The sequence below is a fragment of the Pseudarthrobacter sp. HLT1-3 genome (assembly GCF_059383535.1).
In genome coordinates, this window is record NZ_JBWZCJ010000003.1 from 88,952 (window position 1) to 111,180 (window position 22,229).

At 68.0% G+C, this 22,229-nt stretch carries 21 protein-coding genes and 2 riboswitches; of the genes, 7 read left to right on the forward strand and 14 right to left on the reverse strand.

Annotated features, from left to right (window positions below; all coding sequences use genetic code 11):
- Positions 1-13 precede the first annotated feature (13 nt).
- Positions 14-250, forward strand: coding sequence for an RNA-binding S4 domain-containing protein (locus AC50X9_RS03725; RefSeq protein ID WP_494890370.1), 237 nt, complete (start codon positions 14-16; stop codon positions 248-250).
- On the opposite strand, the gene AC50X9_RS03730 is transcribed toward AC50X9_RS03725, so the two are convergent.
- Complete coding sequence (locus tag AC50X9_RS03730; protein ID WP_494890374.1) at positions 251-901, reverse strand: alpha/beta hydrolase; 651 nt, start codon at positions 899-901, stop codon at positions 251-253.
- Between the two features lie 70 nt (positions 902-971).
- Between AC50X9_RS03730 and AC50X9_RS03735 the strand changes: the two genes are divergently transcribed.
- Positions 972-1,847, forward strand: a complete 876-nt coding sequence (locus tag AC50X9_RS03735; RefSeq protein WP_494890379.1) for an SGNH/GDSL hydrolase family protein — start codon at positions 972-974, stop codon at positions 1,845-1,847.
- 87 nt (positions 1,848-1,934) lie between these two features.
- Positions 1,935-2,468 (forward strand): hypothetical protein, encoded by a 534-nt coding sequence (locus tag AC50X9_RS03740; protein WP_494890381.1) that lies wholly within the window; start codon positions 1,935-1,937, stop codon positions 2,466-2,468.
- 110 nt (positions 2,469-2,578) lie between these two features.
- Here AC50X9_RS03740 and AC50X9_RS03745 read toward each other — a convergent pair whose 3' ends face one another.
- Together AC50X9_RS03745 and mmsB are read right to left on the reverse strand one after the other, a co-directional pair.
- Positions 2,579-4,063: a CoA-acylating methylmalonate-semialdehyde dehydrogenase gene (locus AC50X9_RS03745; RefSeq protein ID WP_494890385.1), complete on the reverse strand. Its 1,485-nt coding sequence runs from the start codon at positions 4,061-4,063 to the stop codon at positions 2,579-2,581.
- A gap of 123 nt (positions 4,064-4,186) precedes the next feature.
- The gene (mmsB, locus tag AC50X9_RS03750) at positions 4,187-5,089 is read right to left on the reverse strand and encodes a 3-hydroxyisobutyrate dehydrogenase (RefSeq protein ID WP_494890387.1); all 903 of its coding nucleotides are present in this window, start codon (positions 5,087-5,089) and stop codon (positions 4,187-4,189) included.
- A gap of 177 nt (positions 5,090-5,266) precedes the next feature.
- Here mmsB and AC50X9_RS03755 point away from each other — a divergent pair, with 177 nt between their 5' ends.
- The gene (locus AC50X9_RS03755; protein ID WP_494890727.1) at positions 5,267-6,169 is read left to right on the forward strand and encodes a LysR family transcriptional regulator; all 903 of its coding nucleotides are present in this window, start codon (positions 5,267-5,269) and stop codon (positions 6,167-6,169) included.
- Positions 6,170-6,349: 180 nt separating this feature from the next.
- Here the strand turns inward: AC50X9_RS03755 and AC50X9_RS03760 are convergent, their stop codons facing one another.
- The 3 genes from AC50X9_RS03760 to AC50X9_RS03770 all read right to left on the reverse strand — a co-directional run bounded on the left by AC50X9_RS03760 (position 6,350) and on the right by AC50X9_RS03770 (position 10,660).
- Positions 6,350-7,729: an MFS transporter gene (locus AC50X9_RS03760; RefSeq protein WP_494890391.1), complete on the reverse strand. Its 1,380-nt coding sequence runs from the start codon at positions 7,727-7,729 to the stop codon at positions 6,350-6,352.
- Between the two features lie 181 nt (positions 7,730-7,910).
- The gene (metX, locus tag AC50X9_RS03765) at positions 7,911-9,080 is read right to left on the reverse strand and encodes a homoserine O-acetyltransferase MetX (RefSeq protein ID WP_494890394.1); all 1,170 of its coding nucleotides are present in this window, start codon (positions 9,078-9,080) and stop codon (positions 7,911-7,913) included.
- 10 nt (positions 9,081-9,090) lie between these two features.
- Positions 9,091-9,206, reverse strand: a riboswitch (SAM riboswitch).
- 137 nt (positions 9,207-9,343) lie between these two features.
- Entirely contained in the window at positions 9,344-10,660 is a 1,317-nt protein-coding gene (locus AC50X9_RS03770) for a bifunctional o-acetylhomoserine/o-acetylserine sulfhydrylase (RefSeq protein ID WP_494890396.1), read from the reverse strand.
- 64 nt (positions 10,661-10,724) lie between these two features.
- Positions 10,725-10,840: riboswitch (SAM riboswitch) on the reverse strand.
- 192 nt (positions 10,841-11,032) lie between these two features.
- Between AC50X9_RS03770 and AC50X9_RS03775 the strand changes: the two genes are divergently transcribed.
- Positions 11,033-11,671, forward strand: coding sequence for a VOC family protein (locus tag AC50X9_RS03775; RefSeq protein ID WP_494890398.1), 639 nt, complete (start codon positions 11,033-11,035; stop codon positions 11,669-11,671).
- Positions 11,672-11,873: 202 nt separating this feature from the next.
- On the opposite strand, the gene AC50X9_RS03780 is transcribed toward AC50X9_RS03775, so the two are convergent.
- Positions 11,874-12,656 carry a CPBP family intramembrane glutamic endopeptidase gene (locus AC50X9_RS03780; protein WP_494890400.1) on the reverse strand — a complete coding sequence of 261 codons (783 nt, stop codon included), beginning with the start codon at positions 12,654-12,656 and terminating at the stop codon, positions 11,874-11,876.
- Positions 12,657-12,697: 41 nt separating this feature from the next.
- Here AC50X9_RS03780 and AC50X9_RS03785 point away from each other — a divergent pair, with 41 nt between their 5' ends.
- A complete protein-coding gene (locus tag AC50X9_RS03785; RefSeq protein WP_494890402.1) occupies positions 12,698-13,378 on the forward strand; it encodes a histidine phosphatase family protein in 681 nt (226 codons plus the stop codon).
- 136 nt (positions 13,379-13,514) lie between these two features.
- On the opposite strand, the gene AC50X9_RS03790 is transcribed toward AC50X9_RS03785, so the two are convergent.
- The 6 genes from AC50X9_RS03790 to tdh all read right to left on the reverse strand — a co-directional run bounded on the left by AC50X9_RS03790 (position 13,515) and on the right by tdh (position 20,477).
- Positions 13,515-14,237 (reverse strand): AAA family ATPase, encoded by a 723-nt coding sequence (locus tag AC50X9_RS03790; protein WP_494890404.1) that lies wholly within the window; start codon positions 14,235-14,237, stop codon positions 13,515-13,517.
- 68 nt (positions 14,238-14,305) lie between these two features.
- Entirely contained in the window at positions 14,306-15,103 is a 798-nt protein-coding gene (locus AC50X9_RS03795) for a hypothetical protein (RefSeq protein ID WP_494890406.1), read from the reverse strand.
- A gap of 615 nt (positions 15,104-15,718) precedes the next feature.
- Positions 15,719-16,924, reverse strand: coding sequence for an imidazolonepropionase (gene hutI, locus AC50X9_RS03800; protein WP_494890408.1), 1,206 nt, complete (start codon positions 16,922-16,924; stop codon positions 15,719-15,721).
- 11 nt (positions 16,925-16,935) lie between these two features.
- Positions 16,936-18,054, reverse strand: coding sequence for an NAD(P)/FAD-dependent oxidoreductase (locus tag AC50X9_RS03805; protein WP_494890410.1), 1,119 nt, complete (start codon positions 18,052-18,054; stop codon positions 16,936-16,938).
- 117 nt (positions 18,055-18,171) lie between these two features.
- Positions 18,172-19,380, reverse strand: coding sequence for a glycine C-acetyltransferase (locus tag AC50X9_RS03810; RefSeq protein WP_494890412.1), 1,209 nt, complete (start codon positions 19,378-19,380; stop codon positions 18,172-18,174).
- Positions 19,381-19,430: 50 nt separating this feature from the next.
- Positions 19,431-20,477: an L-threonine 3-dehydrogenase gene (gene tdh, locus AC50X9_RS03815; RefSeq protein WP_494890414.1), complete on the reverse strand. Its 1,047-nt coding sequence runs from the start codon at positions 20,475-20,477 to the stop codon at positions 19,431-19,433.
- A 160-nt stretch (positions 20,478-20,637) separates the two neighbouring features.
- Here tdh and AC50X9_RS03820 point away from each other — a divergent pair, with 160 nt between their 5' ends.
- Positions 20,638-21,552 (forward strand): LysR family transcriptional regulator, encoded by a 915-nt coding sequence (locus tag AC50X9_RS03820; RefSeq protein ID WP_494890416.1) that lies wholly within the window; start codon positions 20,638-20,640, stop codon positions 21,550-21,552.
- Here the strand turns inward: AC50X9_RS03820 and AC50X9_RS03825 are convergent.
- Positions 21,549-22,193, reverse strand: a complete 645-nt coding sequence (locus AC50X9_RS03825) for a hypothetical protein (RefSeq protein WP_494890418.1) — start codon at positions 22,191-22,193, stop codon at positions 21,549-21,551. The two genes, AC50X9_RS03820 and AC50X9_RS03825, sit on opposite strands and share 4 nt — an antisense overlap.
- Positions 22,194-22,229 lie beyond the last annotated feature (36 nt).

Sequence of the window (22,229 nt, forward strand, 5' to 3'; positions counted from 1 at the left end):
CATCATTGCTGGTATGAGCAACCCGGAAATTGAAGAGATCCCCATCCGCGACGACATGATCCGGCTGGGCCAGCTGTTGAAGCTCGCCAGCCTGGTCGAGGACGGTGTGGAGGCTGCGGAGCTGATCAGGGGCGGCCTCGTGAAGGTCAACGGTGAGATCGACGAGCGCCGGGGCCGCCAACTCCACCACGGCGACACCGTGACAGTGAACGGCCGGACCGTGCGGATCAGCACACTCGCCGGAGCCTGACTATTTGGTGAGCACCTCATGGGTGAGGAACTCGGAGACATGCCCGATTTCCTGCTGGTTGATGCCGTGCCACATGCCGGTGTAGAGCACCTTGGTGAGCTTCGCGTGTTTCCGGACCCAGCCCATGGTGAACTCGACCTTGTCGGGCGTGATCACCGGGTCCTGCTGGTCGCGGCCCCAGAACATGGGCACCGTCCCGTCCAGTTCGGTGTCACGGAAGCTGGGGTCATCTCCGGCGTCGACCGCAAAACCTGACAGCCCGACGACGGCGGCATAGTCCGCGGGACGCCGCCGCAGCAGGCTGGTGGCCAGGGCCATCCCCATCGAAAAGCCCAGCAGCGTCACGGACGGGTGGTTCGGCCGGACCGAGTCGAGCCAGTCCTCCACATACGCGGCGGCATCCTTGACGGCGTCGAGGCTGTAGTCAACCGAGGCGGTCAGCGGGAACCAGGTGAAACCGGCCCCGGACACCATCGGAGCGCGCACCGAGGCCACCACAAAGTCCTGCGGCAGCAGGTCCGCCAGGCTCAGAAGATCCGATTCATTGGCGCCGTAGCCGTGCAGCAGGACCAGGAGCGGTTTGCCGGCGCGCTCCCCCTCAGGCTTGGACCACAGGACAACAGGGGCGGGGAAGGCAGCAGCGGAAGTCATGGCTCCATTCTTACAGTTACCCTCAAGTAACAACCTACGGTGGCGTAGCGTTGCGGGAGGAGTGCAGGATATGAACGTGAGCGAAACAGACGCCGAGGAGAAATCCGCCGGCCCCACCGTGACCCATCCCTGGACCCGCTATGTGGCCATGGGCGACTCCTTTACCGAGGGCATCGGTGACCCCGAGCCCGCGAGCCCGGGTGGCCACCGCGGCTGGGCCGACCGGGTGGCCGAGGAGCTCAGCCGCGGCCACGAGGACTTTGCCTACGCCAACCTGGCCGTCCGGGGCCGGCTCCTGCAGCAGATCGTGGACCAGCAGCTGGCACACTGCTTGTCCCTCCGGCCCGATCTCGTGACGCTGTCCGCCGGCGGGAACGACCTGATCCGCCCCGGCGGGGATCCGGATGCCCTGGCCGAGAAGCTGGACTCGGTGGTGCAGATCCTTAGCCTGGCCGGCGCCACGGTGGTCCTCTTCAACGGACCCGACACCGGCTCGTCGGTGCTGGGCCGGGTGCGCAGCAAGGTCGCCATCTACAACGAGAACCTCCGCACCATCGCGGCCCGCCACGACGCCATCATCGCGGACATGTGGTCCCTGCGGCAGCTCAACGATCCGCAGATGTGGGATGCGGACCGCCTGCACTTCTCACCGCTGGGCCACCACACCATCGCGGCCATGGTCCTGGATTCGCTCAACGTCGAGCACACCCTGGAACCGCTCTCCCCCAAGCCCCTGCCGCAGCGCAGCTGGCGGCAGGCGCGGTCCGGTGATCTGGTCTGGGCGCGCGAGCACTTCATGCCCTGGGTGGTCCGCCGGCTCCGGAACCGTTCCTCCGGCGACGGCATCACAGCCAAGCGTCCCCTCCCCGGGCCGGTCTTCGGCCCCGGGGTGCCTCTCGGCTCGGGCGAGGGGCCGCCCGGCGTCGAAGAGCCCGGCCGGCCCTGAGCTCCGCCACAACTCTGGATCGCCAGGGCACGAGGGACGGGGCGGGAGCGTTAAGCTGGAAGGACACTTCCTGAGAGGCCCGGTACCGTGAACAATTTGTTCTTTTGGATCATCGTTCTGTCATTCCTGATCCCGATGGCGATGCGCTACTACAAGAAGTCCGTGCGCGGCCGGAACCAGAACCAGGGCATGACCGGCGGCCCGGACCAGTTCGGGCAGTTCCCCGGCGACGCTCCCGGAAACTACCCCGGCCCGCAGAGCAACCAGCCGCGCGACGGTTACACCCAGCGGGACTATTACGGGGCCTTCGGCCAGCTCGGCGCCCCGCAGCAGCCCACGCCGCCGGTCCCCTACGAGGACAGCCCCGGCTACCCGGGCAAGCAGTCCCAGCCTTTCCCGCCGCAGGACGCACCGCAGGACGCACCGCAGGTCAAGGGCCAGCAGTTCGACGGCCAGCAACCCAGTGCCCAGCCGGCCCCCGGCCCCGCCTCGCCCCTGCCGCCGTCGGCCCCGCAGGGCTTCCGGGCGCGCAAACTTGCTGAACTGGACCAGCGGTACAGCGACGGCGAACTCGCCATGGAGGACTACATGGCCCAGCGCGCGGAGATCATGAAGGGCTAATCCCCACCCACTCACTACAAGCAACGCGGGGTCATTTACCGCCCATAATCCCCTCCGGGATGGGCCGTAAATGACCCCGCGTTGCTTCTGCGTTGCGGGGTGCGGTGGGGTTAGTCGACTTGGGGGAAGCCGAGGTCGATCACCGAGGTGGACGGGTCCGGCCAGCGGGTGGTGACCACCTTGCCGCGGGTGTAGAAGCGGATGCTCTCCGGGCCGTACATGTGGGTGTCACCGAACAGCGAGTTCTTCCAGCCGCCGAAGGAGAAGGTGCCCACCGGGACCGGGATCGGCACGTTGACGCCGACCATGCCGGCTTCGACGTCGAATTCGAACTGCCGCGCGGCGCCGCCGTCGCGGGTGAAGATCGCCACGCCGTTGCCGAACTCGTTGTCGTTGACGAGTTTGACTGCGTCCGCGTAGGTCTCCACCCGGACCACGGAGAGGACCGGGCCGAAGATCTCGTCGTCGTAGACCTTCATGCCGGGCTTGACGTGGTCAACCAGGCTGACGCCGATGAAGAAGCCCTTGGAGTCGAACTGCTGGTCCCGGCCGTCCACCACCACGGTGGCGCCTTCCTCGGCGGCGCCGGCAACGTAGGAGGCGACCTTGGCGAGGTGCTCGGCGGTGATGAGCGGGCCCATCTGCGACGCCGGGTCGGTGCCGGGGCCGATCTTCAGGGTGCCCATCCGGGTGGTGATGGCCCCGACCAGTTCATCGGCGATGTTCCCGACGGCGACCAGGACGCTGACGGCCATGCAACGCTCGCCGGCGGAGCCGTAGGCTGCGGAGACGGCGGCGTCGGCAGCCATGTTCAGGTCCGCGTCCGGCAGCACCACCATGTGGTTCTTGGCGCCGCCCAGGGCCTGGACCCGCTTGCCGTGGTCGGCGGCGCGCTTGTAGATGGACTGGGCAATTGGGGTCGAGCCGACGAAGCTGATGGCCTTGACATCGGGGTGTTCGAGGAGCACGTCGACGGCTTCCTTGTCGCCGTGGACAACGTTGAGGACACCGGCGGGCAGACCGGCCTCGGCGAAGACCTGCGCGATGAAGATGGCCGAGGACGGGTCCTTTTCGCTGGGCTTGAGCAGCACGGTGTTGCCGCAGGCCAGGGCGCTGCCGATCATCCACAGCGGAACCATGGCCGGGAAGTTGAACGGCGTAATACAGGCGACCACGCCGACGGGCTGGCGCACCGAGTGGACGTCGACGCCGCTGGCGACCTGCTCCGAGCGTTCGCCCTTGAGCGCGTGGGACAGCCCGGTGGCGAATTCGATGTTCTCCAGGCCGCGGGTGATCTCGCCCTCGGCGTCGGAGAGGACCTTGCCGTGTTCGCTGGTCAGCAGGGCTGCGAGTTCCGGCCGGCGCTCCATCAGGATTTCGCGGACCTTGAAGAAGATGTTGGTGCGCTTGCCCAGGCTGGTGGACCGCCAGCCCGGCAGTGCGGCCCTGGCGGCGCGGATGGCTTCCTCGACGCGGTCGGCGGAGGCCAGGGCAACCTCCTTTTCCTGCTCGCCGGTGGCCGGGTTGAAGACGGGGCCGTAGCGCTCGGCGTCGGAAATCAGGGCGCCGTTGATGAAGTGCGGAATGCGTTCCATGGTGTTCTCTTTCGTGGAGCAGTTCGGGGCCGCTGTGCGCGGGAGTATCTGTGTGGGAGTTGCTGGGGCAGGGCGGCTAGGTGACGGCGTGACAGTTTCGACGGCGTCCGCTCGAGCCGGCGTCTACTTCGCCGTGTCCAGGGTGCCGTCGACCAGCTTGACGATCGCGGAGCAGTCCATGCCTGCCTTGCCGGAGTCGATGAGGCGCTGGAAGAGCTGCTGGACGTGCTCGCCGATTTCCAGCGGGGTGCCGGTGTCCCGTGCCGCGCTGATCGCGAGGCCGATGTCCTTGTTGGCCAGCTCAGTGGTGAAGGTCGGCGCGAAGTCGTTGTTGGAGGCCGCGGTGGGGACCACGCCGGCGACCGGGTACCAGGTGCGGAGCGCCCAGCTGTCGCCCGAGGAAACCGAGGCGATGTCCCAGAAGACCTGCTTGTCCAGGCCCAGCCGGTCAGCGAGCACGGCGCCTTCCGCGGTGGAGGCGAGGTTGATGAACAGCATGAGGTTGTTGCAGATCTTCGCGGCCTGGCCGGTGGTGGCTCCGCCGGTGGGGATGATGTTCGCCGCCATCGGCTTGATGTAGTCCGTGGCCTCGGCCACGGCTCCGGCTTCGCCGCCGATCATAAAGGTCAGGGTGGCGGCCTTGGCACCGCTCATGCCGCCGGACACCGGGGCGTCGACGAAGCGGAAGCCGGCGGCAGCCGCGGCGTCGTGCAGGGCCTGCGCGGAGGCGATGTCGATCGTGGAGGAATCCACCAGCAGGGTGCGCGTGTCCGCGTGGGCCAGGACCCCGTCCTCGCCGAGGTAGACGGCGCGGGCGTGCTCGCCCTTGGGGAGCATGGTGAAGACGACGTCGGCGCCGTCGACGGCGTCGGCGATGCTTCCGGCGGGTTTGACGCCGCCAGCCACCGCCGCGGCAACGGCGTCGGCGTTGAGGTCAAAGCCGCGGACGTCGTGGCCGGCCTTCGCGAGATTCACCGACATGGACCCGCCCATGTTCCCCAGTCCGATCCAAGCGATTACTGCCATGGCATAAGCTCCTTTGCTTTGCGTCGTGCTGTGGGTCTTGCTTCAGGTGTTGCAGCCGGCCGTTCGCCGGACCTCCGTGTCTAGCATCACACCCTGCTACAGTGCAATCAAGGTAAAAAACTACAGATGGCATGTGCATTGATGCACATGCCGGATTTTGGAGGAGTGAGCGTGGACTTGAGGCGGCTTCCGAGTCCGGACGACTTGCTCATCCTGCTCACCGTGGCGCGGCTGGGCCGGTTCAATGCGGTGGCTGAAGCCCTCGGCACGACCCACACCACCATCTCCCGCCGCATCCTGGCCCTGGACAAACAGCTCGGCGGCAGGACCCTGGAGCGGAGTCCGCACGGCTGGGAACTGACCGATCTGGGCAATGATGCCGTGGCAGCCGCCGAAGCGATCGAGGGCACCCTCGGTGCGCTCACGAACCGGATAGCCCGGTCCGAAGATGTGCTCTCCGGCCTGGTCCGGATCAGCACCCCCGACGGCTTTGGCGCCGAGTTCGTCGCGCCGGCACTCGTCCGGCTGCAGCGGGACCACCCGCTGCTCAACGTTGAAATACTCAGCGCCACCCGCAAGGTCAGCAAGAACCGGTCCGGGGTGGACCTCGAGGTGGTGGTGGGCAATCTGGAGGACGTCAGCAATGCGCAGACCATCTTCCTGTCCAATTACTTCCTCCGCCTGTACGCCAGCCCGCAGTACGTCCGCGAGCACGGCCTGCCGGTGACGCTCGACGACGTCCGGCAGCACGGCTTCGTCTCCTACGTGGAGTCGGCACTGCAGGTCGCCGAACTGGGCCACCGCTCCACCCAGCTGCCCGTCCCCCGCTCGAGCTTCCAGGCCACCAGCATCTTTGCCCAGCTTGAGGCTGTCCGCCGGGGCGCGGGGATCGGCCTGCTGCCCAACTTCCAGGCGGTTGGTGACGCCAGCTTCGTGCCCGTGCTGCCGGACGACTTCCAGCGACAGCTCCCGATCTGGGCGGTGGCACGCTCGGAGTCCCTGCGGTCCGCCCCGGTGCAGGCGGTGCTCGAGGCGATCCGCACGGAGATTTCCGAACGCCGGGCGGTCCTGGCAGGCTGAGCGGTCCTGGCAGGCTGAGCCGCTGCCCCGAGCTGGGCAGTCCTGGCGGGCCCGGGGCGGCGGCAACGGCAACAGCCCGGGTTCCGCCTCTGCGGAACCCGGGCTGTTGTATATTCGCACCGCCTTGTGGGCAGTTTTTTGCTTGTTGCCTCTTACCTATTGGCTGTTACTTCCTGGCTGTTACTTCTTGCCGGCGGCGAGGAGGTCCGCGGTGCCCTGGGCATCGGCGGCGTCGACGTCGTGCAGCGAGATGCCGCGGGTTTCCTTGAGCATAAACACCGCGAAGACGGTGACCAGGCAGGCGCCGAGCAGGTACAGAGCCACCGGTACGGAGGACTTGAACTGGCTGAGCAGGGCGGTGGCGATGATCGGGGCCAGCGAACCGGCCACGATCGAGGTCACCTGGTAGCCCAGTGAGACGCCGGAGTAGCGCATCCGGGTCGGGAACATCTCGGCCATGATGGCCGGCTGGCCGGCGTACATCAGTGCGTGGAACAGCAGGCCGATGGTGATGGCGGCGAGGATGATGAGGTCGTTCTTGGTGTCCATCATCGGGAAGGCGAAGAAGCCCCAGGTGCCGCCCAGGATGGCGCCGGCCATGTAAACCGGCTTGCGGCCGAAGGCGTCGGAGAGCTTGCCGACCATCGGAACGGCGCAGAAGTGGATGGCGTGCGCGACCAGCAGCAGGAGCAGGATGCGTGAGGTGTCCGTCTGGACGATGATCTTCAGGTAGGTGATGGAGAACGTGACCACAAGGTAGTAGAGGATGTTCTCGGCGAAGCGCAGGCCCATGGCGGTGAAGACGCCACGCGGGTAGCGGCGGAAGACTTCGGCGACGCCGTAGCCCTTGTTCTCGACGGTGACTTCTTTGCGGGCTTCCAGGAAGATCGGGGCGTCCTGGACCTTGGTGCGGATGTAGTAGCCGACGATCACGATCACGGCGGAGAGCCAGAAGGCCACACGCCAGCCCCAGCTGAGGAAGTCAGCCTGGGAAAGCAGCGAGGAGAGGGCGAACAGCACGCCGGTGGCGAGCAGGTTGCCCAGCGGAACGGCGGACTGCGGCCAGGAGGACCAGAAGCCGCGGGACTTGCTCGGGCTGTGCTCGGCCACGAGGAGGACTGCGCCGCCCCATTCGCCGCCGACGGCGAAGCCCTGGACGAAGCGCAGGAAAACCAGGAGGGCCGGTGCCCAGTAGCCGATCTGCTGGAAGGTCGGGAGGCAGCCCATCGCGAACGTGGCGACACCGACCAGGATGATGCTGAGCTGGAGCAGCTGCTTGCGGCCGAACTTGTCACCGAAGTGACCGAACACGATGCCGCCGATCGGGCGGGCAACGAAGCCAACGGCATAGGTCACGAAGGCGGCGATGATGCCGTCGAGCTCCGTGCCGGAGTTCGGGAAGAACAACTTGCCGAAGACAAGGGTGGCTGCGGAGGCATAGAGGAAGAACTCATACCATTCCACGACGGTGCCGGCCATGGAGGCCGTTACTACCTTCTTCAGGCCGGATGACTTGACGTCTTCCTCTTCGGGGCGCCTGGCGGCGTTTTGAGCACTCATTTTCGACTCCTTCGGTGTCTCCGTCGACACCCTATGGACCTTTGGGCGGTGGACGCCTGTGATTTGTGACACGCGGCATCATTCTCAATGAGTATGGACGTTCACGCCCGCAGCCTCAACGGCCATTAGTGCAGAGCGTATCTGCAAAAATGCACACCCGCCACTGCTTTTGGTCGAAGGACTAGCCGAAGAAGTGCTGACGGAGCTGGCTGGTGAGCTGGCCGATCTCGGTCAGGAAGCCGTCATGCCCGATCGGCGCCTCGATGGTGTGCACGGCAACGTCACCCGGCAGGGCAGCGGCGAGGGCCTCGGACTGGGCCGGGAAATACAGCCGGTCCGAGTCGACGGCTGCCACCAGGAACTGCGCCGTGGCCGGAGCCAGGGCCTCCGTGAGCGCCCCGCGGCCCCGGCTGATGTCATGACTCATGAGCGCCTCGGTGATGGCGATGTAGCTGTTCGCATCGAAGCGCCGGACCAGTTTGTTGCCCTGGTGGTCCAGGTAGCTCTCGACCTGGTAGCGTCCTCGCCCGGCGACGGACCCGGCTTCCAGCGGGGCTTCGGAGTCCTGGGCGTTCCGGCCGAACCGCCCGTCCAGCTCTGCGGCGGAGCGGTAGGTGATGTGCGCTATCCGCCGGGCCAGGGCCAGGCCCGCTTCCGGTTCCGGGCCGCCGTAGTAATCCCCGCCGTTGAAGTTGGGGTCCTGCCGGATGGCCAGCGTCTGGGCCTGGGCGAAGGCAATCTGTTCGGCGGTGCTGCTCGCTCCGACGGAAATCACGGCGCAGCGCTGGACCCGGTCCGGGCAGCTGACCGCCCACTCCAGGGCCCGGGCTCCGCCCAGGGATCCACCGAGCACGGCGAACCAGCTGCGGATGCCCAGGGCGTCCGCCAGCCGGGCTTCGGCCGCGGTCGTGTCCCGGAGCGTGACGAGCGGGAACCGTGAGCCCCATGGCTTTCCGTCGGGAGCTGTCGTGGAGGGCCCGGTGGAGCCGTAGCAGCCGCCGAGGATGTTGATCGAGACGACGAAGTACTTGTCCGTGTCCACGGGAGCGCCGGGGCCGGCGAGCTGCTCCCACCAGCCGGCTTCCTCGCCGTCGCCGCGCGTGACGTGGGTGTCCCCCGTGAGCGCGTGCTCGATCAGGACCGCGTTGGAGCGGTCCGCGTTGAGGGTCCCCCAGGTCTCGTAGCCGAGGGTGACGTCCGGCAGCCGGGCGCCGGATTCGAGTTCCAGGTCGCCGATCCGGAGGTGCCGGACGGTTCCGTCCGGGACAGCTGTCTGGCCGGCCGGGGCGGGGGCGTCGGGGTGGGTAGTCGTGCTTACGGATGCACCCTGGCGGGTGGCGGCAATCGTCATTTGGGACCTCACTTCGCGCTTGCCCGCCGTCAGCTGACCGGCGGGCCAGGTCTTCACCCGGGGCACCCCGCCGCAAAAGGAGGGTTGCCGGCCAGCAAGCCGGGGCTGTCGCTGGCGCTCATGACCTTAGTTCAGTCTACGAAACGGGGCGGGCCGGTGGCGAAGATTGTGACGCCCGTGTGACTCCCCGCGTTGGACCGGTGCGCCCGGCGCCCGGGCTGGACCGGCTGGCAACAGGACGGGGCGCCGGGCACCGGTCCGGCTCAGGCGGTCTTGGCCGCACGGAATCCGGCGTCGAGGTCGGCGAGGATGTCGTCGATGTGTTCCAGGCCCACGGAGAGCCGCACCAGGCCGGGGTTCACGCCGGCGATGGTCTGCTGTTCCGGGGAGAGCTGGCTGTGCGTGGTCGACGCCGGGTGGATGACCAGCGAGCGCACGTCGCCGATGTTGGCCACGTGCGAGTGCAGTTCGAGGGCGTCGACGAAACGCTTTCCGGCCTCGGCTCCCCCGGCGATGTTGAAGGCGACGACGGCGCCGGTCCCCTTGGGTCCGTATTTGCGGCCGCGCTCGTACCAGGGGCTGGAGGGCAGCCCCGCGTACGCGACGGATTCGACGTCGTCCCTGGCCTCGAGCCATTCAGCCACCCTGATGGCGTTGGCGACATGCCGCTCCACCCGCAGACTCAGGGTTTCGATGCCCTGGGCGATGAGGAAGGCGTTGAACGGGGACACCGCCGAGCCGAGGTCGCGCAGCAACTGGACCCGGGCCTTGAGGATGTAGGACAGGTTGGCGCCGAGAGCACCGTCCGCTCCGAGGTCCCGGGCATAGACCAGGCCGTTGTAGGTGGGATCCGGGGTGTTGAAGCCGGGGAACCGCTCCGGGTCCTTGCCGAAATCGAAGTTGCCGGAGTCCACGATCACTCCCGCGATCGCGGCGCCGTGGCCGCCAAGGTACTTCGTGGCCGAATGCACCACGATGTCCGCGCCCCACTCGATCGGCCGGATCAGGTAGGGGGTGGAGAGCGTGTTGTCCACGATCAGCGGGACACCGGCCTCGTGTGCCACCTGTGAGATGCCTTCGATGTCCAGCACGTCCTGGCGCGGGTTGGAGACGACTTCGCCGAAGAACAGCTTGGTGTTCGGCTGGACGGCGTCGCGCCACTGGGCCAGGTTGTCGGGGTCCTCCACGAAGGTGACGGAGATGCCGAACTTCTTCAGCGTATGTGCCAGCAGGTTGTAGGTGCCGCCGTAGAGGCTGGGGCTCGCCACCACATGGTCGCCGGCCTCGGCGACGTTGAGGATCGCGAAGGTTTCCGCGGCCTGGCCGGAGCTCAGCAGCAGTGCCGCGAGCCCGCCTTCCAGGCTGGCCACGCGCTGTTCCACCGCGTCCTGGGTGGGGTTGCCGATCCGGGTGTAGATGGGAGCAAGTTCGGCCAGGGCGAAGCGGTTGGCTGCGCTCTCGGCGCTGGGGAAGACGAACGACGTCGTCTGGTAGATCGGCAGCGAGCGGGCGCCGGTGGCGCTGTCCGGCTCCTGGCCGGCATGGATCTGGCGGGTTTCGAAGGACCAGGCGTTCGACATCGGGACACTCCTCAAGGGACTGGGCACAAGCGTCCCCGGAGCCTCTTGGCCCGGGTCAGCACTGGCGCCGCGCTTGCCTTCCGGCGGGCGCCGGACGGCCAGGTCTTCACCCGGGGCACCCCACCGCGATACGAGGGTTGCCGGCCAGCAAGCCGGGGCTATGTGCTGGCACTCATGACCTGCCCCCAGTCTAGGAAGCGGTGCCGGGTCGTGAATAGCTTTATGACGAAGATGAAGTTGGGCGCCGCGGGGCCGCCCGGCGCGCCCGTTGACACGGAGGAACACCTGGGTGGGAACCCCGGATTTAGGGATCCCATCATGGTAAGGGCACCCTAAGCTGAGAGCCGCATCACAAAGTGCCAAGATGAGGGCATGCGCATGGATCACGTCTCTTACGCCTGTGAACAAGATGGCCTCGCTGCCACCACCGAACGAATTGCGTCTGCCCTCGGCGTCGAAGCCGTGAAGGGCGGAGTACACCCCCGATTCGGGACCCGCAACATGATTATCCCGCTCGCGGGACATAAGTACCTCGAGGTTGTGGAGGTGCTGAACCACCCGGCCTCGGACAAGGCTCCCTTCGGGCAGGCCGTCCGCGCCCGCTCCGAAGCCGGCGGCGGCTGGATGGGCTGGTGCGTCGAAGTCGACGACCTGGCCCCGTTCGAGGAACGGCTCGGCCGCGCCGCCGTCAACGGCAACCGCAAGTTCCCCGACGGCCGCGAACTGGTCTGGAAGCAGATCGGTATCCTCGGACTCATCGCCGATCCGCAGGTCCCGTACATGCTCAAGTGGGAAGGCGATCCGGAGCTCCACCCGTCGAAGGCCTACGAGAGCAACGTCAAGATGTCAGCCCTCACGATCGCCGGCTCGGCCGAGCGCGTTACCGAATGGCTCGGTGTGCCGGTCGAAAAGCCCCTCGAAGACGTGGCCGTGCACTGGCTCGCTCCCCGCGGGACCCCCGGTATCCTGTCCGTCACGTTCGAGACCGCCACCGGGGCTGTCACCATCTAGCGTTTCACCGCCCAACACTTCGGCCGCCATCAGCGGGTGCCAATGACGTCACCCACCGATGGCGGCCGATACTTTTTAACACCGGCCCGGTGGCTTCCCGGCACCGGCAGCCGCAGGCTCTTCAGGGCAACGCGGGGTCACTTCGAGCCCATCCGGAGGCTCCGGATGGGCGCGAAGTGACTCCGCGTTGCTTTGTGCACACTCAGCCCAGGCCGATGGCCTTACCGAAGAGGCTGAAGCCGACGAAAGCCACGATGTCCAGCACGGCGTGGGCAATCACCAGCGGCATCAGCCGCCGGGTCCTGGTGTAGACCAGCGCGAAGATGACGCCCATGATGGCGTTGCCGATGAACGGGCCGAAGCCCTGGTAGAGGTGGTAGCTGCCGCGCAGCATGGAGCTGGTGAAGATCGCCAGCGGCAGGCTCCAGCCGAATTTTCCGAGCCGGTCCAGCAGGTAGCCCACCACAATCACTTCCTCCACAATCCCGTGCCGGATCGCGGAGAGAATCAGCACCGGCACGGTCCACCAGTACGCGTCCAGCGCGCTGGGGATGATCGCCGTCGTGATGCCGAGCGCCCGGCCCGCAGTGTAGAGGCCAAGGGAGGGGATTCCGATCAGCGCCGCCAGGCCGAAGCCCTGCAGCAGGTCCCTGCCTGGGCGGGCAAGATTGAATCCCAGGGTCCGGAACGCCGTGACGCCGTGGCTGCCGCCGCCGGCCAGTCCGGCCGGCCGGTGCTCGGTCAGGAAGTAAATCGCGAGGGCCACCGGCACCAGGGCGAAGAAGATATCCAGCAGCTGGTAGGTGAGGTCAAAGTACTCCCGGGTACTTTGCGAACGGTTCAGGGTGGAGGTGCCCTCCGCCAGCGGCGCACGGGTCATCTTGTCCAGGAGCTGAACGACCGAGTACACGGCGGACTGCCCCAGGGACAGGCCCAGGACGATCCAGACTTCTAGCCGCAGACGGCGGCGGGAGGGAACGAGCATGTTCCTATCTTGCCCGGAGTTGCCGCCTATGCTTGGGGATTATGAGTGCGCCCGGGAAAATCATTATGATCCGGCACGGCCAGTCCGCAGCCAACGCCGACACCTCGATCTACAACCGGGTGCCCGATTACCGGATCCCGCTGACCGAGCTCGGCGTGGAACAGGCCCGGGCAGCCGGCGAGCAGGTCCGGCGGCTGCTGGACGGCCGGCAGGTCTGCGTGTATGTCTCCCCCTACCTGCGTGCCTACCAGACCCTTGAGGCGCTCAACCTCGGCCCGCTGGTCGAGCGGGTGATCGAGGAACCGCGGCTGCGGGAGCAGGACTGGGCCAACTTCCAGATCGCCGGCGAGATAGAGGACCAGAAGGAACTCCGCAACGCCTACGGCCACTTCTTCTACCGCTTCCGGGAGGGCGAGTCCGGCTCCGATGTCTATGACCGGGTCTCCTCCTTAATGGAGACCCTGCACCGGCACTGGGCAAGACCGGACTACGCCCCCAATGCGCTGTTTGTCACCCACGGTCTCACCATGCGGCTGTTCTGCATGCGCTGGTTCCACTGGTCGGTGGAGTACTTCGAGTCCCTCAACAACCCGGACAACGCCGAGGTCCGCACCCTGCACCGCACCGAGGTCGGCAAATACGAACTGGACAAGCCGTTCAGCCAGTGGGAAGTCCGGCGCGTCGATGAGACCGTGCTGGACGCCCCGCCGATGTTCTTCTAGCCGATGAGCCAGGAACATGTGCCGCTCCGACGTCGCGCGGCGCCTCGTGCTGGCAGTGGGAGCCCGGAAGAACTAGTACCGGGCGGCCGTGACCCGCGTACCGGGACACCTGCCGACGCGCGGTGCACCGCCGCGATCAGAGGTGCCGAAGATACCGATCCGGTGAATCCAGGAACGACCGCAGGTTCGTGACCAGATCCAGATCCGACCATGCCCGGCGCCGCAGGCCCCAGGAGCCAACTTCCAGAATCTGTGCTCCGGGAAGAGCTGCCAGCACGGGTGAGTGTGTGGACATGATGACTTGAGAGTTGCCCGTGGCCAGAAGGTCCTTCAAGACGGCAAGCAGGGTCAGGCATCCAGTGAAGGACAACGCGGATTCCGGTTCATCCAGCACCCACAATCCGGGGCCTCGGAACCGGTCAACCGCCAGCTCCAGGAACGACTCGCCGTGGGACATGTCGTGGAAAGGGATATCAGGACCGGACAGGCTCGGGTTCTTCTCGAGGTACGTGAAAAATCCGTGCATGGTTTCCGCGCGGAGAAAGTAGCCCCGTCTCGTGGCGCCGGCGTTCCGGACAAGCTGCAGGTGATCGGCGAGCAGGGATTCCGTGGACCTGGTGGTGTGGCGTGCGCCTGTTGACCCGCCTTCGGGGGACAATCCGTAGGCCAGGGCAATGGCTTCCACGAGGGTGGATTTTCCTGACCCGTTTTCGCCGACCAGGATGGTGGCGGGCGTCAGATCGAGCCCCTGGTCCAGGATCTGGGCCACGGGAGGCAGGGATGCCGGCCACTGTTGGCGGTCCAGAACGTTGCCGGGATCCTCTGCCAGCCGGCGGATCGGATAGTTGTGGAGGGCCATCCGCCCATTCTTGCAGGCAGCCCGACTGGTCCTACGCTTTGTCAGCCAGTCATATCAGCGGCCGCACGTCAGTCCGGACGGCGGGCGATCACCTGCCGGAACTTCCCGCTCAGGCCGGACTGTTCCGGCGGCTCATCAGCGCGGACGACGTCGACGTTCCCCAGCCCCAGCCCGGCGAGGTACGCCAGCCGCTTCGCGGAAGCGGCGGCCCACACCGCCCCGGAATCGGTGCCGGGTTCCGGGTCGAGCCGGAGCCGGAGGGACGCCGGTCCGGCCTGGACCAGCTGGCTGCGGTGCAGCCCGGGCGTTTCCTCGACGACGGACCCGATCGCGAGCGGCAGGATCGGCACCGTCTCACCGTGGGAATCGCGGAGCCGGAGGACGTCCTCGCGGCGCCCGGCGACCTGGATGGCGGGCAGCGGGCTGCCACATTCGCAAGGCCCGGCCTTGGCCAGCACGGAGTCGCCGAGGTCGTAACGGATCAGCGGCTGGACCCGGTTGGCGAGGTTGGTCAGCAACACGGTGTGGGACGGTTCCCCGGGCGGCGCCGGCCGGTAGTCGGCGTCGACCGGCTCCAGGATGACCCAGTCGCTGTTGCCGTGCAGCCTGCCGCGGGCGCAGCCCAGCGCGATGGGAGTGCACTCCGAGGCGGCGTAGACGTTGTGGATCTCGCCGCCGAGCGCCGCGGCCAGACCCACCCGGTCGCCAAGGGACTCCCCGCTGGCCTCCACAATCACCGGCCGGAGGTGCAGCCGGCCCGCGGCCTGCTCCTCGGCGAGGAGCTCGAGCGCGCTGGGGTATCCGACCATGAGTGCCGGGTCGAAGTCGTTGAGCGAGGCCACCAGCCGGTCCAGGGGCTGCTGCACGGAGAAAACGCGGTGGGCGCGGCGGCGGAACCGGCTGCGGCGCCGTTCGGACTCGAGCCAGACAACCCCGGCGAAATGGCCGCCGGTGCCCACCACCACGGCCGTCCGGACCCCCGCCGCAGCATCGCCAGCAGCCTGCCCGCGTTCACGGTGGTCCCGACGATCCGGATGGCTAGGGCCCGGTAGCAGGCGACGGCGGCCTGGTCGTGCACGAACAGGCCCGGATGCCCCGTGGTCCCGGAGCTCGTAAAGACGAAATACCGGCCGCGGTAGCGGCTCCCGACCAGGGCCGGATCGGCGACGAAGGTCTCAAGATCCGCCCGGGTGACGGCGGGGTCCGTGACCCAGTCGTCGAAGTGAGCCATCAGCTGCGGTTTCGTGACCGGCGGCAGGTCCCGGAGCCGGACGCCCTCGGGCGGGAGCCCGCGGTACAGCTGCCGGTAAAACGGTGAGCTGGTGCGGGCGTGGGCCACGAGGGCGGCCAGCCGGGCCTCCCGGCGCCGGGCCAGGGCGCGGGGGCCGCCGCGCGTGGCCCGCCACAGATCGACCATGATGCCCAGTTCCTCGGCGTATCCGGCCATCCGGTCCCTCATGCTGAAACCTGGGCTGGGAGCGTCAGCGGGCGCGGACGCCCGCGCGCCAGACGGCGTGCGTGAGTGGGATGCCGGGCCGGTAGGCCAGGTGGGTAGCCGAGGGCGCGTTCAGCAGGTGCAGGTCCGCGCGGTGGCCGACGGCGATCGAGCCGACGGCGCGCTCGCCGTCGGCGTCGTTCCCGGACTCCCGGCCGAGGGCCAGGGCGCCGCCGTAAGTCGCGGCGCGCACCGCCTCGTGGACGCTGAGGCGCATCTGCAGCACGGCTGTGGTGACGCAGAACGCCATCGAGCTCGTGTAGGAGGTGCCGGGGTTGCAGTTGGACGCCAGCGCCAGCTGCACGCCGGCGTCGAGCAGCTCCCGGCCCGGGGCCAGCGGCTGGCGGGTGGACAGATCGCAGGCCGGCAGGCAGGTTGCCACCGTGCCGCGCCCCTGTGCTTCGCCGTCCCAGCCGGACCAGCTGGCCGCGAGGGCGTCAACGTCGGCGGCGGCCAGGTGGTTCACGTGGTCCACGCTGGCCGCGCCGAATTCCACCGCCAGCCGGACGCCGGGGCCTTCGCCGAGCTGGTTTCCGTGCACCCGCAGTCCCAGTCCGGCGTCCCGGCAGGCCTGGAGCACGCGGCGGGACTGGGCCTCGGTGAAGGCGCCACGCTCGCAGAAGACGTCGGCCCAGCGCACGAACGGCCGCACGGCGTCGAGCATCGGGCCGCAGACCAGGTCCGTGTACTCCTCTGCGTCCATGCCGTCGGGCACCAGGTGGGCGCCGAGGTAGGTAACCTCGTCCACTACGGTGGAGGCGACCCGGGCGCTGCGGGCCTCGTTTTCGACGTCCAGGCCGTAGCCGGTCTTGGTCTCCAGATAGGTGGTGCCCTGCGAGACGGCCTCGGCCACCCGGCCCAGGGCGAGCCGGGTGAGGTCGTAGTCGGAAGTGTTCCGGGTGGCGGCGGTGGTGACGGCGATGCCACCTGCGCTGTAGCTCTCCCCCGCCATCCGTGCCTCGAATTCGGCGGTCCGGTCGCCGGCGAAGATGAGGTGGGTATGGGAATCGACCCAGCCGGGCAGCAGGGCGCGGCCGCCGGCGTCGATGGACTCGTCGGCCGCCGGCGCGTCCGCCGCCGGCCCCAGCCAGGCGATCCGCTCGCCCTCGACCAGCACCGCCGCGCCCTTCAGGACACGGTGTTCCCGGTCCTGGGTCATCAGCTCGGCAATGTTGGTGATCAGGGTGCTCATGGGTCCATTCTTCAGCGCCGGATGGACCATCGCGTTGCCGCCAGCGCCTCCGCTGTCCGGGATGCCGGACCGTCCGTCGGTGCAGCGGCGGTGGCGGCGCCCTGGCCGGCGAGGATGAGCCCGGCGGCCAGTTCGGCGATGCCGGAGGAGGTCTGGAAGCCGTAGCCGCCCTGTCCGGCGAGCCAGAAGAATCCGGGGGCTTCGGCGTCGAAGCCCACCACCGGGATGCCGTCGGCCGCTTCGGTCCGCAGCCCGGTCCAGGCCTGTTGGACACCGCGGAGGCCGAGGGTGGTGAGGCTGTTCAGCCGGGCGATGAGAGCCTCGATGTCCCCCGGGTGCGGCTGCGCGTCTTCGGGCCCGCTCGGCACGGACTCAGAGGGCGAGATCAGCACCTGCCCGCCGTCGCGCCGGAAGTAGAACGAGTCGTCGGCGGCAGCCACCATGGGGCCGCCCTCCGGGAGGGGATGCTCGACGTCGACAATCGCCGCGGTGCGCCGGTACGGCTGCAGCTGGACCTTCTCGACGCCGCTGAGGACGGCCAGTTCGTCGGCCCAGGCGCCGGCGGCGTTGACCACGACGGCGGTCTGGAAGCCTTCCTGCCCGGCGCCGAGTTCCCAGCCGGAGCCGAGGCGTTGGGCCGAGTGCACGCGGGCGCCGGTGATGATGTCCACGCCGCCGGCTTCGGCAAGACGGCGGCGGTCCTCGAGCAGCAGGGGAGCGTTGCAGGCGAAGGAACCCGTATCCAGGCCGGCGGCGGTGAAGGCCTCCGGGCGCAGCGCCGGGCAGAGCCGCAGCGCTTCGGCGTGGGTGATCGGATTCATGTGGCCGCTGGCCTTGTCCCGGACGGCCGCTTCGTCGCCGATCAGCAAAAAGCTGCGCGGTGAGAGCACCGGTTCCGGCCGGGAGGCATCCTGGGCGGCGATCAGATCGAGCGTCCGGAGGGTGAGCTCCTGCACCACGGGAGGGCCGTAGCTGGGGATCAGTTGCCGGGCCGAGCGCCCCGAGGCGTGGTAGGCCAGGGACTGCTCGGCCTCCACCAGGGCGACACTGCATTTCCCGGCGAGGGCTGAGGCAAGGGACAGGCCGGCGATACCGCCGCCGACAATCACGACATCGTAATTAGCTGACATGGTCCCATCCTTGCAGATGGATTCGGTTGCGGCGCCGTTTGCTGACATGGTCCCATCCTTGCAGATGGATTCGGTTGCGGCGCCGTTTGCGACGCCGCAACCTTTGGTCCTGCCCGCCTAGCCCGCGACGGCGGCGCGGCTGCGCACGAAGGCCTGCACGCACGCCTCGACATCGTCGGCGCTATGCGCGGCGGAGAGCTGGACCCGGATCCGGGCCGCGCCCTTTGGCACCACCGGGTAGCTGAACGCGGTGACGAACACGCCGTTGTGCAGCATCGCGTCCGCCACTTTGGCGGCCATCACGGCGTCGCCGAACATGACCGGGACGATCGCGTGCTCGCCCGGGAGCAACTCGAAGCCCTCCTCGGTCATCCGGCTGCGGAACAGCCCGGCGTTTGCGAAGAGTTTGCTGCGCAGTTCCCCGGAGTTCTCCACGAGGTCCAGGGCCGTGAGCGTTGCCGCGACGATGGCCGGGGCCAGCGAGTTGGAGAACAGGTACGGACGGGCCTTCTGGCGGAGCATGGCCACGACCTCGCGGCGGCCGGAGGCGTAGCCGCCGGAGGCACCGCCCAGAGCCTTGCCAAACGTGCCGGTGTAGATGTCCACCCGGTCCGCGACGCCGGCGTGCTCCGGGGTGCCTGCACCGCTGGCGCCCATGAAGCCCACGGCGTGCGAGTCGTCCACCATCACCAGGGCGTCATACTTTTCCGCGAGGTCGCAGATCGCTTCCAGCGGGGCGAGGAACCCGTCCATCGAAAAGACGCCGTCGGTGACGACGACCAAGCGGCGGGCCGGGTTCTCCTGCGTGGTGGCTTCGATCAGCTTGGATTCGAGGTCCGCCATGTCCTGGTTGGCGTAGCGGAAGCGCTGGGCCTTGCAGAGCCGGATGCCGTCGATGATCGAGGCGTGGTTCAGCGCGTCGGAGATGACGGCGTCTTCCGGTCCGAAGAGTGATTCGAACACGCCGCCGTTGGCGTCGAAGCAGCTGGAGAACAGGATGGTGTCCTCCGTGCCGAGGAACTTCGAGACGCGTTCCTCCAGCGCCAGGTGCAGGTCCTGGGTGCCGCAGATGAACCGGACGCTGGCCATCCCGAAGCCGCGCTCGTCCATCGCGGACTTCGCGGCGGCGATGATCTCCGGGTGGTCCGCGAGGCCCAGGTAGTTGTTGGCGCAGAAGTTCAGCACGTCCGCGCTGCCCTCGCCGATCTGCCCGGCTTTGATGTGGTTGCCCTGCGGCGAGTCAATATGCCGTTCGGTCTTGAACAGGCCGGCGCCGCGGATCTCGTCCAGTTCGTGCTGCAGCTGGTCCTTGATGGCTGAATACATGGGTTGCGCTCCTCAGCGGGTGGGGCCGGTGGGCCGAATCGGGTGGCGGGTTAGAAGCAGGTCCAGTCAAGGACGACTTTGCCGCCCACCCCGGCACGGGCAATCTCGAAGCCCTTTTCCCAGTCCGAGGCGGGCAGGGTGTCCGTCACGACGGCGGAAATATTGTCGTGCAGCACCGGGTTCGAGGACAGCATGGCGCTCATGGCGTACCAGGTCTCGAACATCTCGCGGCCGTAGATGCCCTTCATGGTGAGCATGTGCGTGACCACTTTGCCCCAGTCGATGTCGATGGACTGGCTGGGAAGTCCCAGCATCGCGATCCGGCCGCCGTGGTTCATATTCTCGATCATCTCAGGCAGCGCCGTGGGGTGTCCCGACATTTCCATCCCGATGTCGAATCCCTCCCGCATGCCGAGTTCGCGCTGGGCGTCCTTGACACGCATTTTCGAGACGTCGATCGCGAGGTCGACGCCGAGTGTCCGGGCCAGTTCCAGCCGCGGGGCGGAGACGTCCGTGATCGCGATCTTGCGCGCGCCGGCGTGGCGGGCGACGGCGATTGCCATCAGCCCGATGGGCCCGGCGCCGGTGATCAGCACGTCCTCGCCGACGAGGGGGAAGCTGAGCGCGGTGTGGACGGCGTTGCCGAAGGGGTCGAAGATGGCGCCCAGTTCCGGCGTGACCGAGGGATCCTGGTGCACCCACACATTCGTTTCGGGAATCACGACGTACTCGGCGAAGGCGCCGTCGCGCTGGACGCCGACGCTGACGGTGTGGATGCACATCTGCTTGCGGCCGGCGCGACAGTTCCGGCAGATGCCGCAGACGATGTGCCCCTCACCGGAGACCCGGTCGCCGACCTTGACGTCCAGGACGTCCTCGCCGGTCTCCACGACCTCGCCGTAGAATTCGTGGCCGGCGATCAGCGGGGCGTTGATGATGCCCTGCGCCCAGGCGTCCCAGGACTGGATGTGCAGATCGGTGCCGCAGATGCCGGTGGTCATCACGCGGATTTTGACGTCGCCGGGGCCGGTTTCGGGCTCCGGGCGGTCCACGAGTTCGAATCCTGCGTGGGCGCCGGCCTTGTAGAGAGCCTTCATGGGCCTTCCTAACTGTGCCATTCATCGGACACACTGAGATCCGCTGCCTGGGCAGCTCCTGTGGGACAACTCACCCCATTAGAGCCCCTGCAAAGCGTTAGCACAACCGGATTTTTCTCAATCGACGATTTAGCTTTTCCTTGCGCTTAGACTGGTCGGCATGGAAATCCACCAGCTGGAAATGCTCCGCGAACTCGGTGCCCTCGGCAGCGTCAAGGCCGTCGCCGAAACCCTGCTCGTCACCCCCTCCGCGGTCTCGCAGCAGCTGGCCGCGCTGCAGAAATCCGTGGACGTGCCGCTGACCCGCAAGGAGGGCCGGAACCTGGTCCTGACCGAGGCCGGGCAGGTGCTCGCGGACGCCGGGGCCGCCGTCGTCAGCGCCATGGCGGACGCGAAGACCGCGATCGGCGCCTACCATGGCTCCCCGGTGGCCCCGGTGACGCTCAGCGGTTTCCACAGTGCCGGGCAGGCCCTGTTCGCCCCGCTCGCGCGGCTGCTGGCCGGACCGGAGCAGCCGCGGATCCTGCTCTCCGACGAGGACGTGGCCCAGCAGGACTTCCCGGCGCTGACGGCCCGGTATGACCTGGTGCTCGCGCACCGGATGGACCACAGCCCGCGCTGGCCCGAGGAACGCGTCGCCGTGATTCCGCTCGCGCACGAGCCGCTGGATGTCGCGCTGCCGGCCGGGCACCGGCTGGCCGGGCAGCGGGCGGTGACGGCGGACGACGTCGTCGGCGAACCCTGGGTGACCAGCCGCGCCGGCTACTCCCCCGCGGATGTGCTCTCCGCGGTCGCGGCCGTCTCCAGCCGGGAGCTGAACATCGTCCACCGGATCAACGACTATTCCACGGTGGCGGCACTGGTGGCGACCGGCAGCGTGATCGGGCTGCTGCCCCGGTACACCGCGCGGCCGGTGCTGAACCCGGGCATTGTGCTGCGGCCGCTGGAGGGCATCAGCACCCGGCGGCGGATCGACGTCCTGGCCCGCCCGGAGAACCTGAAGCGCAGATCGGTCATGATGGTCTGCGAGGCGCTGCAGACCATCATGACCGAGCTGGTCACTGACCGGCCCTAGGGGTTGGGCCTGGTGGCCTTGTCCTTCCAGTGCCCGTTTCCTAGGTGCTTGCCCAATCCGTTGCCCATCCCCTTGTCCCATCCCCTGCCCGGCCCCTGGGCGCCCGGGGCTCCGGCAACGATGTGCCCGGCAGTGATGCCGGACCCGTCCTTGATGCCGGTGATCCGCACCTGGTCCCCGGTCTGGAGCTCTGCGGCGGTGGCGGCGGAGGGCTTGAGCCGCTTTCCCGCGCTGTCCCTCGGCATGGTGCCGTCAGCGGCAGGCGGGGGCAGTTTCGTGATTTTTGTTCCGGCGTTGATGGCGTAGACCTGGCTGAAGCCGTCCTCGCTCTTGACGGTGACGGACGAACCGCTGACGGCCTCGATGGCGCCCTGCTGCATCAGCCGGGTCTCGAATCCGCCGTCGCCCTTTTTGACCACGCTCTCGCCATGCAGTGGCACGGAACGGTTCTTCTTCTGGGCTTGCCCTTCTCCGGGCGGATTACCGGGTGGCTGGGTCGCCGACGTCGTGGGGTTGGCTAGTGGGGTCGCGGGCTGTGCGGTGCCGGCCCAGACCGCGGCCGCTCCGGCCCCGGTGAGGGCGAGGACGATGCTGCCCGCCAGGACAACGTTGCGCAGTCCGGTGCTCTGTGGAATCGCCATTGGTTCGCCCTTCCCCCGGGCACCGGCCTGTCGCCG